The sequence below is a fragment of the Rheinheimera pacifica genome, from assembly GCF_024809855.1.
Lineage (GTDB): Bacteria > Pseudomonadota > Gammaproteobacteria > Enterobacterales > Alteromonadaceae > Alishewanella > Alishewanella pacifica_A.
In genome coordinates this window covers 1-16580 of the sequence record NZ_JANUEM010000012.1, presented here as the reverse complement: position 1 = coordinate 16580, position 16580 = coordinate 1, and the positions used below count along the sequence as shown (strand labels likewise).

Sequence of the window (16580 nt, the reverse complement as noted above, 5' to 3'; positions counted from 1 at the left end):
AAATTTACGTAACTTCAAATAATAAGCCCGCATTAAGCGGGCTTTATTTTTAAGTATCTGAAAATTAACGCTTATCTTCCGGGAAGGTAACGTTTAGCTCCAGCACCGACAGTTCGTCGCCGCGCTGCTCCAGTGACACGGCGATATCTTCCGGCGAAATATCCACGTATTTGCGGATCACCTCTAAAATATCACGCTCCAACTGTGGCAGATAATCCGGGCTGTTACGTTTTCTGCGCTCGTGCGCCACAATAATTTGTAAGCGCTCTTTGGCAGTATTGGCGGTGTTCTTCTTACTCGAGCGAAAATAATCCAGTAATGACATCCTTTATCCTCCAAAAATCCGTTTTAACAGGCCCTTTTTCTCTACTGTTAAAAAGCGAAACGGCACTTTTTCACCCAGCAGGCGGTCAACGGTATCTAAATATGCCTGGCCGGCATCGCTGTCTTTATCCAGGATCACCGGCTGGCCGGAGTTTGACGCATTAAGCACGGCTTGTGATTCCGGAATAACACCCAGCAAATCAATCGACAGAATTTCTTTTACATCATCTACGCTGAGCATTTCGCCTTTTTCTACTCGCTCGGGGTTGTAGCGTGTTAGCAGCAGGTGTTCTTGAATGGCGTCCAGCCCTTGTTCGGCACGGCGCGATTTACTCGACAGCATACCGAGAATACGGTCAGAGTCGCGTACCGAGGATACTTCGGGGTTGGTCACTACTACGGCTTCATCAGCGAAATACAGTGCCATCATGGCACCTGCTTCAATACCAGCGGGTGAGTCACATAAAATAAAGTCGAAATCTTTTGCCAGCTCGTTTAATACCCGCTCTACGCCTTCTTTGGTCAGTGCGTCTTTATCGCGGGTTTGCGAGGCAGGCAAAATAAACAGGTTTTCAATGCGTTTATCTTTAATCAGAGTTTGTTTTAAATTGGCTTCGCCGTTAATTACGTTAACAAAGTCGTATACTACGCGCCGTTCGCAGCCCATAATCAAATCTAAATTACGCAGGCCAATATCAAAATCGATAATAACGGTTTTTTTGCCTTTTAACGCCAGGCCTGTACCAATGGCAGCACTGGAAGTGGTTTTACCTACGCCGCCTTTTCCTGACGTTACTACTATGATTTTTGCCATAGTGAAATCCTTACGCTAATTCTGCTAATACCAGTTGGTCGTCTTGTAATCTTATACAAGCCGGCTTACCCCAAAAATTGCCCTGCAGGCTGTCGCTAAGCCAGTAATTACCAGCAATAGACACCAGTTCAGCCTGTAAGTTGTAACAAAAAATACGTTTAGTGCTGTCACCGCCTGCACCGGCAATCGCTTTGCCACGCAAGGTGCCATAAATATGAATATTGCCATCAGCTATTACTTCAGCACCTGCACCAACAGTACCTTTAACAATTAAATCAGTACCTTTGGCATATACCTGCTGGCCGGAGCGCACAGTTTGCTCAACAATTTTGCTGTCCATCGGTACATTAACTGTGCTGGTTACCACTGCTGTCTGGCGTGTATTGTTGCTGGTGGTTACTGCTGTTTTGCTGTCTTTGGCCAGTTGTAAAGCGGCCAGGCCAGCTTGCTGTGCTTGTTGCTTTAACTCACTGCTGGCACCACAAACACCTACCAGTACCAGTTTTAACTCGGTAAAAAGTTGTTTTATCGCATGAAAATCAGGAGCTTGCTGTACATCCGCTAAATTAAGAATAATAGGCGCCTGATAAAAAAAGGCCGGAGCCTGAGCCAGCTTTTGCTTAAGTTGCTGTGAGAGTGAACTGACACTGAGATCGGCACATGACAACACCGATAAAGGAAATAAGCTGCCTTTTAATTCCAAAGACTGATCTGACATAAGGGTATAGTGCGCACTTGTTATTATTTACCATAACCGGGTGTTCTCACTTAGCCAAACCCCGGCATTTATTTGCGTTGCCGCAGGTTGGCGGGTACGCAATACAAGGCTGTCATGTTATAGTTTAGCCCTTAGTTAAGCAAGGTTGATGCGTGGTTTTATTCGATGCTGTGTGCCGTTTATAAAAGTGTGCGAAAAGACAGTACCTATCTGTATGTTGAACGCCGGGATGATTTTAGCAAAGTGCCTGAAGCACTGCTGCAAACCTTTGGCACGCCAGTGCTGGTTACACTGATTAATTTGGCAGGGCGGGAACATTTAGCGCTGGCAGATATCGATAAGGTAAAGCAGCAATTGCAGCAGCAGGGTTATTATTTACAGATACCGCCGCCGGTAGACAACTTACTGGCAGAACACAAAAAGCTGTTACAGCAGTAATTTTTCATTATCAATGGGTTTTTTTATGTTTAGATCTCTTATCTGTGTTGCCGTAAGTACCTTTTTTAGCATGGCTGTAATAGCTCAGGAGCAAACCACCGACAGCAAACCAAGCTTTGCAGACTACACCGCAACGCTAAAGCAGGAAGCATTAAGTAAAGGTTATGCGCCGGAATTACTTGAGCCGGTGTTTGCTTCGCTGACATTCCATGAGCGCATTGTTTCTGCTGATAAAAGCCAACCGGAATTTGTTGAAACCTTAAGCACTTATTTACCCAAGCGCGTAAGCGAAACCCGTATCAGAATGGCGCGCGAGCGTTATCAGCAATATTTACCTGAGCTGGAAAAAATTGGCGAGAAATATGGCGTGCAACCGCGCTTTATTGTTGCGTTATGGGGCCTGGAAAGCAGCTTTGGCCGCATTATGGGCAACTATTCGGTGCCATCGGCATTAGCTACACTGGCGTATGAGGGGCGGCGTGAAACCTTCTTTAAACAGGAGTTTTATCATGCGCTGGATATTTTGGCGCAGGGGCATATCAGTCTGGATGATATGAAAGGCTCCTGGGCCGGTGCTATGGGACAAAGCCAGTTTATGCCCAGCTCTTTTATGGCCTACGCACAAGACGGCGATGGCGATGGTAAAAAAGATATCTGGACTAATCAGCTAGATGTATTTGCCTCTATTGCCAACTACTTAAAGAAACAAGGCTGGGATAACAGCAAAACCTGGGGCCGCGAAGTAATATTGCCTGGCGGTTTTGATGCGGCAAATGCTATTGCCAGAGGCAGTCTGCAGCGTAATGAATGGCTGGGGCGCTGGTCGCAATCTGAGCGCAGCCTGGCTGACTGGAATAAGCTGGGAGTGCTGCGGCTAAATAACACCGCTTTGCCAGAGCGTGATATTAATGCCGCGCTGGTTTTACCTGACGGCGAAGGCGGCCGTGCCTTTCTGGCGTACGACAACTACAAAGTGCTGATGCACTGGAACCGCTCTTATTACTTTGTTACCAGTGTGGGTTATCTGGCTGATTTAATTGTGGCTGAGGATTAATATTAATGGCGTATCAACACCTGGATATTAATGGAAACTCCGTCGACTTGCCTGTCGGTAAAGTTGTTTGCATCGGCCAGAACTACCAGGACCATATTGCCGAAATGCAAAGCAAAACGGCCCCTGAAGCGTTGTTTTTTATTAAACCTTCTACTGCGCTCTGTGTTATCAGCCCAGGTTTTGCTATTCCGGCTGGACAGGGCGCCGTGCATAACGAAACAGAGCTTGCTGTACTGATTGGTAAGCCGTTAAAGCAGGCCGGTTATGCAGAGGTAAATGATGCAATCTGGGGCTACAGTTTAGCGCTGGATCTGACGCTTAGGGACGTTCAGGCGCAATTAAAACAGCTGGGCCGGCCGTGGGAGATAGCCAAAGGTTTTGATGGCGCCTGCCCGGTAGCCGGTTTTGTTGAAAAAAGCCGGGTACAGCACCCTCAGCAACTGGAGTTTAGCCTAACCGTTAATGGCACACCGCGCCAGCAAGGTAATACTGCCAATATGATCCGTGGCATTAGCCAGCTTATCAGCGAAATGAGCCAGCATTTTACCCTGCTACCCGGTGACATTGTGCTTACCGGCACCCCGGCAGGGGTTGGCCCGCTTAGCTCTGGCGATACGCTACAGTTGCAACTTTCTGATATTTTTACAGTAAACAGCAAGGTAAATTAAAGATGGCGTTAGCAGAGAGGTTCTGGGAAACAAAAAGCCTGGACGAAATGAACACTGAAGAGTGGGAAGCTTTATGCGATGGCTGCGCCAAGTGTTGTTTAAATAAGTTTATTGACGACGAGGAAGAAGGCCCGACGGCAGTGCTGCATCAGAATGAGCAGGTGCATTATACTAATATCGCTTGCCGCTATTTAAACAGCCATAAATGCGAGTGTACCGAATATACCCAGCGTACCGTGCTGGTACCCGACTGCATAGCGCTGACAAAAGAAAACCTGAAACACATTTTCTTTATGCCCACCAGTTGCGCTTACCGGCGTTTACATGAAGGGCGCGGCCTGCCGCATTGGCATCCGTTACTCAACGGCGGTAAAAAAAGCCTGATGCATAAAAAACAAATGTCAGTGCGCAATAAAACCATTTCTGAGTTACAGGTAAACCTGGACGACTTTGAAGACTTTATCGTGCGCTGGCCGTTAAACGATCTGGATTAATAAGCAACGCTTTCTGTTGGAGTTCTATCTTGTCATTTTTGCAATATTCCCGTGAGCTGATGCAGCAATTCAGCCCGGTTTCAGTGCAACTGATTATCAGTGCGCTGGCCGTAATACTGTATTTTATTATCAGCCGCCGCATTATGCCGCTGCTGTATCAGGTTATTGCCCATAGCAATCTCAAAGCTGAGATGAACAAGCGTGCGGCAGTGGTATTTCATATTTTGCTGGTGCTACTGCTGGTTGTGGTGCTTAGCATAGTTTGGGGTGTTGATATCCGCGGCTTGTTGGTGCTGGCATCGTCAATGATTGCCGTAGTAGGGGTAGCGTTATTTGCTGCCTGGAGCCTGCTTAGCAATATTACCGCATTTTTTATTTTGCTGGGGCAAAAGGCTTTTGCCGAAGGCATGGAAGTGCGGGTAATAGACGGCGGAAACTATCTTGAAGGGCGCATTGTTGAAATTAACCTGTTTAGCACGGTGCTGCGCACTAAAGACAATGAGCAGGTGGTCTACCCTAACAACCTGCTTATTTCGCGCCCGGTGGTGGTGTTTCCGAAAAAAAGCCGTAAGGCCGTCACCAATACTGTAGCAGATAAAGCCCAGCGCTGGCGGCGTAAGATGTTGATTAGCCGGAAAAGAGATTGATTTTTTCGTGACAGTGCAGATGGCCGCTGGTACATTTTGCCTAACGCAATGATAACCCCAAAGCAATGATAAAAATAACACTATGCTGTCCAGATGCGCTTAAAACAAATCAAACTGTCCGGCTTTAAGTCGTTTGTTGACAGCACCAGTGTACCCTTTCCACAGCAGATGACAGCTGTGGTTGGCCCCAATGGTTGCGGTAAATCTAACGTTATTGATGCGGTGCGCTGGGTGCTGGGTGAAAGCTCAGCAAAAAATCTGCGTGGCGACGCCATGACAGATGTTATTTTTAACGGCTCGTCGCAGCGCAAACCGGTGTCTCAGGCATCGGTAGAGCTGGTATTTGAAAATACCGAAGGCCGCCTGGCAGGAGGCCTGGCCGATCGCAGCGAAATAGCCATTAAGCGCATCGTTACCCGTGATGCACAGTCGAATTACTTTTTAAATGGCAGCAAATGCCGCCGCCGCGATATTACCGACATTTTCCTTGGCACCGGCCTTGGGCCGCGCAGTTACGCCATTATTGAACAGGGCATGATTTCGCGTCTTATAGAGTCCCGGCCGCAAGAGCTGCGGGTGTTTATCGAAGAAGCCGCTGGTATTTCCAAATATAAAGAGCGGCGCCGCGAAACTGAAAACCGTATTAAACACACCCGCGAAAACCTCGACCGGCTGGCTGATGTGCGTGAAGAACTGGGTAAAAACATTGAAAAGTTAAAACGCCAGGCCACAGCAGCACAGCGTTATAAAGAGCTAAAAGCGCAAGAGCGTAAATTAAAAGCAGAGCTGACAACGATAAAATGGCTGCATTACAGTAACCGGCTTACTGCACTGGACAAGCAGTTACAGCAACAGCAAACCGAACTGGAAAAATACCAGTCGCAGGAGCTGGGTGATCAGCGCGTATTGCTGGAATTAAAACAGCAGGCGCAGGAAGGCAGACAGCAGTTGGATCAGGTGCAAAGCCGGTTTTATCAGCAAGGTGCCACTATCAGCCGTCTGGAACAGCAAATTTTGCATCAGCGTCAGCAACAGCAAACGCTCAGTGCGCAAATGCAGCAGGCTAAACACAGCCTGAGCCAGGCTGAAGATTTTATCGCCACCGAGCAGGCGCAACAGGCAGAGTTGCAAGAGCAGTTACAACAAGATGAACCACAACTGGCCTTGCTTAGTGAGCAGTTGGACGAACTTAGTCAACAACTGCAGCAACTTGAAGATGAACAACTACAACAGCAGCAGGCATTTCAGCACTGGCAACAGCAGCATTTTCGCCTGCAACAACAGCAGCAACAACAACAGCTGCAGTTACAAAACCAGCAGCAACAACTAAACCAGTTGCAGCAACACCAGCAGCAACTGCAGCAGGAAACCGCAGAGCTGTCACTTGAACCGCTGCAGCAGCGCATCAGCAAGCTAACTGCTGAACTTGAAAAGACCACAGAGTTGCTACAGCAACGTACGCAAGAGCATAGCCAGGCAGAGGCAGCGTTACAGCAACATGAGCAGCTAAGCCGACAACTGGAAGCGGAGCTGCTAAACGCTAACAGTGAGCTGCAGATGCTGCAGCGCGAACAGCAAAAATTACAGCAACAACAACAGCAGCAGGACAACGAGCAACAACAATTGTTGCGCCAGTTGCAGGTTAAACCCGGCTGGGCTGCTGCCGTTGCACTGGTGTTGGGGCAGTTGCAGCATGCGACTGTTGCTGCACAGCTTCCGGCGCAACCGGCTACTGTAGTCATGGCTAATACGCAGCCTGCCGTAGCAGGCACGCTGGCCGAGGTGATACTGGCAGGCGTTTATCCCGACAGTTTTAACCATATTTTATTGTCAGAAACTTTAACCGCAGCGCAGCAGAGTGTTGCAGCTCTTAAAGCCGGACAGTCAGTTATTTGCCCGCAGGGTTACTGGCTTGGCAGCAACTGGGCACTGCTGGCCAGTGCCGCCGCACAAGACAGCTATTTACTGCGCCAGGAACGTTTAACACAACTGGTTACTGAACTGGCCGCAGCACAGCAGCAACAGCAAAGCATTACCGCTCAGTTCGCCGCTCAACAGCAGGTGCAGCAACACGCTGCTGATAAGCTGCAACAGGCGTTGCAAACTTTGCAGCAGATGCAGCGGCAACTACAACAGCAACAAACCGGCTTGTTGCTCGCTCAGCAAGAGCTGCAGCAAACACAGAAGCAGGCGCAAAAACTGGCAACCGAGCGCGAACACCTGCAATTGCGCCAGGCGCAGCTGGAAGAAAGCATAGAGCAGCTTATGCTGGCACAAGAGCACAGCGCTGAGCAGTTACTTGAGCATGAAGCCGGGCAGCAGTTGCTGCACAGCCAAAGCGGCATACAACAGCAGCAGTTACAGCAACTGCGTGCACAGTTTGAACAAAAGCGTAGCCAGCAACAACAATTACTGATGCAGCAAAAAGTCGCCGAGCAACAATTGCATGCGCTGCAGCAAAGCCTGCAGCGGGCCAAAGTGCAACAACAACAATTGCAGGAGCAGCTAAACCAGCTAAGTAATAAATTGCAGCCAGACGACGAGCCCGAGCTGATATTGCAGGAGCAACTGCAACAAAGCCTGCTGGAGCGCGAAGAGGCTGAACAACAGATGATTGCACAGCAGGAATTGCTGGGCGCTACCGAGCAACAAATCCGCCAGTTAGAGCAGGGGCAGCATGGTGTAGTGCAAATACTGAACAAAAAACGCAGCGAACTTGAAGAGCTACGCCTTGATAGCGAAGGCTACCGTGTGCGCGCTAACAATATGCTGGAGTTACTGCGTGAGCAGCAAGCCAGTATGAAAGATATTTTGCCGCAATTGCCAGCAGATGCCGAAGAGGCGGTATGGCAGCAGCAACTGGATAAAACCGTTGACGCAGTTGGCCGGCTTGGGCCTATAAACCTGGCGGCTATTGAAGAGTACGAACAGCAGGCCGAGCGCAAGCAGTATCTGGATGCGCAGAATGCCGACTTAACCTCAGCGATGGAAACACTGGAAACAGCCATTCGCAAAATAGATAAAGAAACCCGGCAGAAGTTTAAAGACACCTTTGAGCAGGTAAACGAAGGCTTAAAAACGCTGTTTCCGAAAGTATTTGGCGGCGGCAGTGCTTATTTAGCCCTAACCGAGGATGACTTACTGGAAACCGGTGTTACTATCATGGCGCGACCGCCGGGTAAAAAAAACAGTACAATACATTTATTATCGGGTGGTGAAAAAGCCTTAACCGCTTTATCATTGGTGTTTTCGATTTTCCGGCTTAATCCGGCGCCATTTTGTATGTTAGATGAAGTAGATGCGCCACTGGACGACGCCAACGTTGGCCGGTTTTGCAATCTGGTGCGGGAAATGTCAGAAACAGTACAATTTATTTATATTAGCCACAATAAAATTGCCATGGAAATGGCGGCACAGTTAATGGGCGTGACAATGCAGGAGCCCGGCGTGTCACGTGTTGTTGCTGTCGATGTGGATGATGCTGTTAAAATGGCAGCAGCCTCTTAATTAAAGGTAACCTTATGGCTGACGAATTACGTTTGGTTTTTATTATTATCGGCGCCCTGGTATTAGGTGCATTGTTGTTGCATGGCTTATGGACAGTGCGTAAAAACGCCGGCCAGCCCAAACACCGGTATTACGATGAGCAAGCGGGTAATGCCGCGGATGAAAAAGCAGATGGCTTTGATGAGCTGGGTGTAGGTGCTGTGCGGGTGGTAAAGGCTGGCGAGAGAACTGCAGCAGTAAAGCCTGCCGTTTCACCGGCAAAAACGCCGGCGTTTAAACGTGCTGAAACTGCAGCAATAAAGCGCCAGCCAGCCTCGCCGGTAAAGGCTGAAGTACAAAGCGAACTGCAGTTTGACGAGCCCAAAGAGCCGCAACTGAATTTCTCAGCGCTGGCCGATGACGATGAGCCCAGGCTGCACGCAGAGGCCGATTATGCTGTTGAGGCTGAACCAGAGGCGGAGCCGCAAACCGAAGCCGTTGCGGAAGAAGAGCCAGCCGAAGTGCTGATCCTGTATGTATTGTTACCCGAAGACAAAGAGATGAAAGGGCCGGATCTGCTGTCGTCATTACTGACACTGGGCTTTAAATACGGCGAAATGGATATTTTCCACCGCCATACGGACAGCGCAGGCTCGGGCGCGGTGTTATTCAGCCTGGCCAATATGTTTAACCCCGGCACTTTTGATTTGGAAAACATCGAAAAACTGGGCACCCGTGGTGTAAGTTTATTTATGACACTACCTGGCCCGGGCGAGCCGCTACAAAACTTTAATCTGATGCACAATGCGGCAAAAAAACTGGCAGAAGAGTTCGGCGGCCAGGTACTGGATGGCCAGCGCAGCGTGTTAACAGTACAAACCGTGCGGCACTATGTAGATAAAATCCGCGAATTTCAGCGCCAGCGTTTGATACACGGCTAAAGCTGGCAGCTAACGGCGAAAATAACATCAGCTAAAACGGCAGGCAGTAGTCCTGCCGTTTTTGTTATGGCAAACTCAGGCGTAAATTTTTACAGGCAAAGTTATTTTATGAGTCAGGCTATTTTGCAGCAACTGCAACAACTGCGTCAGCAACTGGAAGAGTACAGTTATCAGTATTATGTGTTAGATAACCCCACAGTGCCCGATGCCGAGTATGACCGTTTGTACCGCCAGTTACAGCAACTGGAAACAGAGTATCCGCAGCTTATTACCTCTGATTCACCCACCCAGCGGGTTGGTGCTGCTCCGCTGGCAAAGTTTGGCCAGGTAAGCCATAGCATTCCGATGTTATCGCTGGACAACGCTTTTGATGCCGCCGATTTCAGTGCGTTTTATAAACGTATGGCCGAGCGGCTAGATAACAGCACCGAGTTCAGCTTTTGTTGTGAGCCCAAGCTTGATGGCCTTGCTGTTAGCATCCGCTATGAAAATGGCGTATTAGTGCAGGCCGCCACCCGTGGCGATGGCTATATCGGCGAAGATATTACCAGCAACGTAAAAACCATTCGTGCGGTACCGTTAAAGCTAAAGGGCAAAGCAGTTCCGGCTGTGCTGGAAGTGCGCGGTGAAGTGTTTATGCCGCTGGCCGGTTTTATGCAAATGAATGATAAGGCCCGTGCGGCCGGTGAAAAGGTGTTTGCTAACCCGCGAAATGCAGCCGCAGGTAGTTTACGCCAGCTTGATCCTAAGATCAGCGCACAGCGGCCATTAATGTTTTATGCCTATGCGGTAGGCGCAATTGACGATCCACAAGGGCAGCTTAATAGCCAAAGCCATTATCAGCGTTTAATGCAGTTAAAAGACTGGGGTTTACCGGTATGCCCGGAAATCCGGCTGGTAACCGGGGCAGAGCAGGCGCTGGCTTATTATCAGGATATTCTGCAGCGGCGCAGCCAGCTGGCTTATGAAATAGACGGTGTGGTGATCAAAGTGTCAGATTTAGCCCAGCAACAGGCACTGGGGTTTGTGGCACGGGCACCGCGCTGGGCCATTGCATTTAAGTTTCCGGCGCAGGAAATGCTGACAACCTTGCTGGATGTTGAATTTCAGGTTGGCCGCACCGGTGCTATTACGCCGGTGGCGAGGCTGGAGCCTGTAGTGGTGGGCGGCGTGACTGTCAGTAATGCAACCTTACATAATCAGGGCGAGATAGCGCGGCTGGGCGTTAAAATAGGCGACAGCGTAATAGTGCGCCGGGCCGGGGATGTGATCCCGCAAATTGTCTCGGTAGTGCTGGAGCAACGCCCGCAAACCGCGCAGGATATTGTCTTTCCACAGCAGTGCCCGGTATGTGGTTCAAAGATAGAGCGGGTTAGCGGCGAAGCCGTAGCGCGTTGCAGCGGTGGTTTATTTTGTGCAGCGCAGTTAAAAGAATCAATTAAGCACTTTGTTTCGCGCAAAGCCATCGATATAGAAGGCCTTGGCGATAAACTGGTAGAACAACTGGTTGATCAGCAACTGGTTAAAACCCCGGCAGATATCTATCAGCTTGAAATGCCTGCGTTGGTGGGGCTGGAGCGGATGGCTGAGAAGTCGGCGTTAAAGCTGATGTCGGCTATTGAGCAGTCAAAGCAAACAACTTTGCCGCGTTTTATTTATGCACTGGGTATACGTGAAGTGGGCGAGGCAACGGCGCTTAATCTGGCAAATCACTTTGCTACTTTAGCTAACCTGCAACAGGCCACGCTGGAGCAACTTCTGGACGTTGCCGATGTTGGCACTGTGGTGGCCGAGCATGTTAAAAGCTTTTTTGCCGAGCCGCATAACCAGAGCGTTATTGCTGCCTTAGTCAGTGCCGGTATTAACTGGCCGGTTATAGAGCAACTGGCGCAAACTGAGCAGCCTCTGGCCGGGCAAACCATAGTGCTTACCGGTACATTAGTCAGCATGGGGCGTGATGACGCCAAAGCCAAACTGCAGCGTCTTGGTGCTAAGGTATCCGGCTCGGTGTCGGCGAAAACCCATGCCGTAATTGCCGGTGACAATGCAGGCTCTAAGCTGGCCAAAGCCACCGAATTGAATGTACCTGTGTGGACTGAACAACAGATGCTGGATCTATTTGTGCAGTACGGAGTGAACTAAGATGCCGGATTTTCTTTATCAGTTGTTATTGGATTGGGGCAGCTTTTTCCGGCCTTATGTGCGGGATATTGCCCTGGCTATGGTGGCAACCTGCCTGGTGGTATTTGGTGATGATTTAAACCGCTTTGTACGCCGCCAGATTGCCAATATGCATTTTATCTGGCGTACCGGTATTTTTATTCTGCTGTGCGCTTTTGGCTATGGCGCCCTGACAATTTTACTGACACCGCTGGTAGCTGGCCAGCTTGGTAAAGTAACTAACCTGTGGCTGCCGTGGGTTTGCCTGGCAATTTTTACCTTGCTGGGCATACTGGCACAACGTAAGCGCCAGTTATGACACCACAACAGCTATGGCCGGTGCTGGACGATAACGGCCTGCATAAAGTGCCGCTGCGTTTTTACTGGTTATTACTGCTACTACTACGGCCTTATATCTGCTGGGTACTGGTGTTAACCCTGCCGCAGGCACAGCGCGATATGCTGGCGCTGTTTTATCCGCGCCAGGCTGATTTTATCCTTGCCTGTGCAGTGGCCGCCCCGCTGCTGTTGCTTATTGCCGCCCTTAGCCAGCGTAAACCGAAAGGCTATGCCGGATGGCGCCATATCTGGCGCTTTGGCCGCGGTTTAATGCTGTTTGTAGCCGTGCCGGATCTGCTATTAACCATATTACATTTGCCATCACAGGTGATGCTGGACGCTCCCTGGCGTATATTATCGCCAGTGCTGATAATGGTTGGCTGTTTGTGGTTGCTACGCTCGCGCACGCTTAAAGCGGTGTTTGCCGAATGGCCGGAGGCGGATCGCAGCAAGAGTAAATCTTAAACGGCTGTTTCGCTTAATTATTTTGGCCGATATTGCCCTCGTTCGCACCAAAGGCTTTCAATTAAAGCAGATATACCGCTGATGACGAGGGTTTAACCGAATCGTGTAAGGTTTATCAAAACGCACTGTGGGGCCAGGTATGGCGGATCACATTCTACATTGAGCCGATAACTCATTTTTTGTAGTTTCCGTTACATAACTATTGTTTGTTAATATCAAAATAAAATTAATTTGCTTATTTTGCAGAAATAAATTACAACTTTGCGTTGTGTACAAAATGCTTCGTCATTCAGGGGCATTATTATTCAAGGATGAGGAAGTATGCGACGTTGGATATTAGCATTATTGTTTGTATTTCCATTGGCTAGCCAGGCAGTTAGCTTTACCCAGTACCCTACCTCTACCAATATGTCCCGTTCATACCGTTCGCATGATTGGGGTGGATAAAAACAGCCGGATTTTGTTTGATATTTAAACAATTTCCGGTTGTCGGCAATTAAAAGTCTGGCGGTTTATGCAGGTTTTTAATCGCTTTTGCTCTTTTACAAGCTGATTTTCTGTTTTCCAAGCAGGGGAAAGCGGCATTCTGTGTGAACGCTGTTTTTTTACCTGCCGGAACATGGTTGTTGTTAATCCGGCATATAATAGCCACATAACACGCCTTGCCAAGCGCTGACCCACTTGGCTTGTTCTGCATTTGTGTTTTGCTTACCACGCCAGACTTCGGTGGGAGTTAAACCACCGAGATTGGAATGGGTTCGTATGCTGTTATACCAGACGCGGTAAATATCCAGTTCGGTCTGAAGATGGCAGTGGTTAAAATCCAGTTGTCTGAACTTTTCTTTAAGGGTGCCGAAAAATCGTTCGATACGTCCGTTCATCCAGGGGCTGGCAATGTTCGTAGTTTGGTGTTTAATGCCCAATAATTTCAGGCAACTATTTAGCCACCATGAGTTAAAGCAGGCCTCGTTGTCAGTTCGGATAAACTTGGGAAAGCCGAAGTGCCTTATTGTCTGCACCACTTCCAGCATAATAGCAGCGGAGTGTTTTGACTTCAGTTGCTGTAGTTTCAGGTTCAGCCTTGAGCCGTGGTCAACAATACCCAGAAGCAGCTTTTGCCGTTTATTCAGCGTTACTGTCGTTAAATCCATGCCCCAGGCTTGGTTAACCGGTGTAGTTCCGGGAGGTTTGTTTCTAATGTTTCGGCGTAGAATGCGTATCTGGTACTGCTGATTTTTTATCTGATAATAAACAAAGGTTTTGCTGACACTATCACCATTATGGCCGTAGCGTTGGTTAAAGAGTTCAGCCACTTTACCAGCCCCGTAGCCGGAAATGGCGGCCAGATATAATACCTTGTCGATAATCCACTGCGGCTTTTTCCGGTTCTTATAATAGGGCCGAACTGACAATGTTGCTGAAATGGGTCTGGCATAAAAAGGTTTAGTTGGCTTTCTGGTAAAACATGGGTTGATACTGAGCAAAAATACCCGCACCGTTTCCCATAGTAATTGACGTAAAAAGTGCCAGTATTTAATCAGGCAGGACAAGAAGCTTTTCCAAAATAAAACCAGCGTAGCATGATGTGAGCTACACGGTGCCAACGCCGTACGGCAAGTCGTAAAACTGAATAACAGCATCGTAAACTTTAGCTACGACAACCAGGGCAACTTAACCGCAGGAGACGGCTTAAGTATCAGTTACAACAGCTTTAAACAGCCCACACAGATAAGCCGAAGCGGCAACAGCTTCGCCTTTACCTATGGTGCTAACCTGGAGCGGTTAAAAGAAGTCCGCAACGGTGTAACCACTTACGAGATAGACAAGCTGTATGAAGAAGAAAGCAACGGCAACTGGCGAATATACCTGCAAGACATCGCTATTATTAAATACGATGCGACCAACCAGCACCAAATACGCTATACGCATAAAGACCGTTTAGGCAGCACCTTAACCTACACCGACCATAACGGCCAGGTAACCGACCGGCGGATGTTTGATGCATTTGGTAAACCCAGAGCGACAGATGGCAATACCCTTACGCCGCCAAGGCTGCAAAACCTCACATTAAGCCGTAATGGTTTTACCGACCATCGGCATTTGGATGAGGTAGAGTTAATCCATATGAACGGCCGGGCGTATGATTACAACCTCGGCAGGTTCTTAAGTGTTGACCCGGTAATTCAAAGTCCGGGTAACAGCCAATCACTTAACCCGTATTCATACATTATGAATAACCCGTTGGCGGGGACAGACCCTACAGGCTATGCGGCAGAGATAATAATCTGTCAGAACGGAAAGAGCGTTGTTGACTGTGGTGGTGCGCCTAGTAATCAAGACAGCTCAGGGAAAAGTGGTAGTGGTGGTTCAGGTCCAGATGGGCGGCCAAGGGAAAACACTGGCCCAGGAAATGGTGCTACATCAACTCGGCAGATACCAAATCAAGCAACTACAGATATTGGCAGCCAACTAAATACAACAAATGTTGCATCATCTGGTAGAAATGGTCAGCAAGGTGCATCTACATCTGAAGCGATATCCTTTATGTGGAACTCGTTCTGGGACCATCGTGGTGAGGTTGTTTCAGGAGCGGTAGCTGGAGCTGCTGATGTAATCACTCAAAACTCAGGCGGATGGATTGATGGTGGTACGTTAACAGACCTGACAGGCATAAATGCTGCATCAGAAGCCCTAATAGCAGGCAGTTATGGCGAATGGGCGGGGATGAGTGCTGCTACCGTTGCAGTTATTGCGGGGAGATTTAAAACCGTTGGGCATACACTAGAAAATATTGCAGGCAGTGGAAGAAAATTCTGGGCTAACTCTAAGATGTTTAACGGGAACAAGGTTTTTCAGCGAAACGATCTCATTAATCCTAAGTTGACGGATTCTCGTACTGGCCTAACAAACGTGGAGTTAATGCGTTCTGGTCGTGCTCCTATTGGCCCTGATGGGAAACCAATTAACTTACATCACATGACTCAACGTCACGAAGGTGCTATCGCCGAGGTTAGCCAAACATTCCATCAACGGAATAGCAATATTATTCACATAAACCCGTCCACTACTCAATCCGGAATAAATCGTGCAGACTTTAATAAGTGGCGCTCTGAGTATTGGAAGTCACGAGCAAATGATTTTTAGGAGCTGATGATGGCCTATTATATTGATGATGTTATTAAAGAGTTGAAGGCGCTTTCCATTGATACGCCGAGGAAACCTAAACTACCTGATGACAAGCTGCTGGATAAGTATGAAGCTAAAATCGGATTTCGATTTTCAGATGATTACAGGAAGTTTCTAAAGCAGGCGAGTGACGTATTTGTGGGAGTCTTAAATCCACTGATTGTTACTGAAAGTGGTGATGCCACCAGCGAACTTGCCATTGCCTTGTCTGAAGCTAGAGAAATGGGTTTACCAAATGGCTGGTTGCCAATATGCGAAGATAATGGGGACTATTATTGTTTGATTGAAAATGGGAAAGTGTGTTTTTGGTCACATAACGGCACAACTGATGAGCTCTGGCCAGATTTAGCTACATGGATTAAAGTTGTGTGGATTGAAGAAAGTTAGTTGGCTTCCCGTTGTTGAGTTCATAACGTTCGCATGGTCGGAATGAATAAATCAACCAGCTTTATTTGAGATTTAATCAATATTCGGTTGCTGGCTATCAAAAATATGGCGGTTTTCCAGTTCTAATGGCTTTTTCTTTTATAAACTGATTCTCTGTTTCACAGATGTCAGAGGCGAGTATATGAGCGACTATGTTGAAGAAATTAAAATTTATCTAGTTTCAAAGAGCTTGCGCTCTAGGAAGGTACTACAAAAAACCTTGAAGAATATGGGTTATATATCTGAGGATGATTTTTACTATTTTAATAGATGTGACTCTGTGATGCCTTGGCAAGCGGAGGAATTATTTACTTTAGATATCAGGCTAAATAACTGTTCCAAACAGTAGATCACCAAAACGAAGGAACTCAATGCGGTTTACGCGATCAGATCGGTCGCCAAACTAATAAGCCACAAAAC

16 protein-coding genes are annotated in these 16580 nt (G+C 48.1%); 12 read left to right on the top strand and 4 right to left on the bottom strand.

Annotation, left to right across the window (positions count from 1 at the left end):
• Nucleotides 1-64: 64 nt before the first annotated feature.
• The 3 genes from minE to minC are packed head-to-tail and all read right to left on the bottom strand — an operon-like array spanning nucleotide 65 to nucleotide 1856.
• A complete protein-coding gene (gene minE / locus M2404_RS14715; RefSeq protein WP_259240524.1) occupies nucleotides 65-325 on the bottom strand; it encodes a cell division topological specificity factor MinE in 261 nt (86 codons plus the stop codon).
• A gap of 3 nt (nucleotides 326-328) precedes the next feature.
• Nucleotides 329-1138 carry a septum site-determining protein MinD gene (minD, locus tag M2404_RS14710; RefSeq protein ID WP_259240523.1) on the bottom strand — a complete coding sequence of 270 codons (810 nt, stop codon included), beginning with the start codon at nucleotides 1136-1138 and terminating at the stop codon, nucleotides 329-331.
• Between the two features lie 10 nt (nucleotides 1139-1148).
• Complete coding sequence (gene minC / locus M2404_RS14705) at nucleotides 1149-1856, bottom strand: septum site-determining protein MinC (protein WP_259240522.1); 708 nt, start codon at nucleotides 1854-1856, stop codon at nucleotides 1149-1151.
• 165 nt (nucleotides 1857-2021) lie between these two features.
• On the opposite strand from minC, the gene M2404_RS14700 reads away from it, so the two are divergent.
• The 10 genes from M2404_RS14700 to M2404_RS14655 all read left to right on the top strand — a co-directional run bounded on the left by M2404_RS14700 (nucleotide 2022) and on the right by M2404_RS14655 (nucleotide 12548).
• Nucleotides 2022-2294, top strand: a complete 273-nt coding sequence (locus tag M2404_RS14700; RefSeq protein WP_259240521.1) for a YcgL domain-containing protein — start codon at nucleotides 2022-2024, stop codon at nucleotides 2292-2294.
• Nucleotides 2295-2319: 25 nt separating this feature from the next.
• A complete protein-coding gene (locus M2404_RS14695; protein WP_259240520.1) occupies nucleotides 2320-3348 on the top strand; it encodes a lytic murein transglycosylase in 1029 nt (342 codons plus the stop codon).
• A 5-nt stretch (nucleotides 3349-3353) separates the two neighbouring features.
• The gene (locus tag M2404_RS14690; RefSeq protein ID WP_259240518.1) at nucleotides 3354-4016 is read left to right on the top strand and encodes a fumarylacetoacetate hydrolase family protein; all 663 of its coding nucleotides are present in this window, start codon (nucleotides 3354-3356) and stop codon (nucleotides 4014-4016) included.
• Nucleotides 4017-4018: 2 nt separating this feature from the next.
• Entirely contained in the window at nucleotides 4019-4510 is a 492-nt protein-coding gene (locus M2404_RS14685) for a YcgN family cysteine cluster protein (protein ID WP_259240517.1), read from the top strand.
• Nucleotides 4511-4539: 29 nt separating this feature from the next.
• Nucleotides 4540-5157, top strand: coding sequence for a mechanosensitive ion channel family protein (locus M2404_RS14680; protein WP_259240516.1), 618 nt, complete (start codon nucleotides 4540-4542; stop codon nucleotides 5155-5157).
• Nucleotides 5158-5250: 93 nt separating this feature from the next.
• A complete protein-coding gene (gene smc, locus M2404_RS14675; protein ID WP_259240515.1) occupies nucleotides 5251-8664 on the top strand; it encodes a chromosome segregation protein SMC in 3414 nt (1137 codons plus the stop codon).
• 14 nt (nucleotides 8665-8678) lie between these two features.
• Nucleotides 8679-9584: a cell division protein ZipA gene (gene zipA, locus M2404_RS14670; RefSeq protein ID WP_259240514.1), complete on the top strand. Its 906-nt coding sequence runs from the start codon at nucleotides 8679-8681 to the stop codon at nucleotides 9582-9584.
• Between the two features lie 108 nt (nucleotides 9585-9692).
• Entirely contained in the window at nucleotides 9693-11726 is a 2034-nt protein-coding gene (gene ligA, locus M2404_RS14665) for an NAD-dependent DNA ligase LigA (RefSeq protein WP_259240513.1), read from the top strand.
• A gap of 1 nt (nucleotide 11727) precedes the next feature.
• Complete coding sequence (locus M2404_RS14660; RefSeq protein WP_259240512.1) at nucleotides 11728-12063, top strand: DUF3392 domain-containing protein; 336 nt, start codon at nucleotides 11728-11730, stop codon at nucleotides 12061-12063.
• Nucleotides 12060-12548, top strand: coding sequence for a DUF2919 domain-containing protein (locus M2404_RS14655; protein WP_259240511.1), 489 nt, complete (start codon nucleotides 12060-12062; stop codon nucleotides 12546-12548). The genes M2404_RS14660 and M2404_RS14655 overlap by 4 nt, the downstream gene beginning before the upstream one ends.
• A gap of 629 nt (nucleotides 12549-13177) precedes the next feature.
• Here the strand turns inward: M2404_RS14655 and M2404_RS14650 are convergent.
• Complete coding sequence (locus M2404_RS14650; RefSeq protein ID WP_259240510.1) at nucleotides 13178-14098, bottom strand: integrase core domain-containing protein; 921 nt, start codon at nucleotides 14096-14098, stop codon at nucleotides 13178-13180.
• A gap of 442 nt (nucleotides 14099-14540) precedes the next feature.
• Between M2404_RS14650 and M2404_RS14645 the strand changes: the two genes are divergently transcribed.
• Both M2404_RS14645 and M2404_RS14640 read left to right on the top strand, forming a co-directional pair.
• The gene (locus M2404_RS14645; protein ID WP_259240508.1) at nucleotides 14541-15692 is read left to right on the top strand and encodes an HNH/ENDO VII family nuclease; all 1152 of its coding nucleotides are present in this window, start codon (nucleotides 14541-14543) and stop codon (nucleotides 15690-15692) included.
• Nucleotides 15693-15698: 6 nt separating this feature from the next.
• A complete protein-coding gene (locus M2404_RS14640) occupies nucleotides 15699-16121 on the top strand; it encodes an SMI1/KNR4 family protein (protein WP_259240507.1) in 423 nt (140 codons plus the stop codon).
• The last annotated feature ends 459 nt before the right edge of the window (nucleotides 16122-16580 follow it).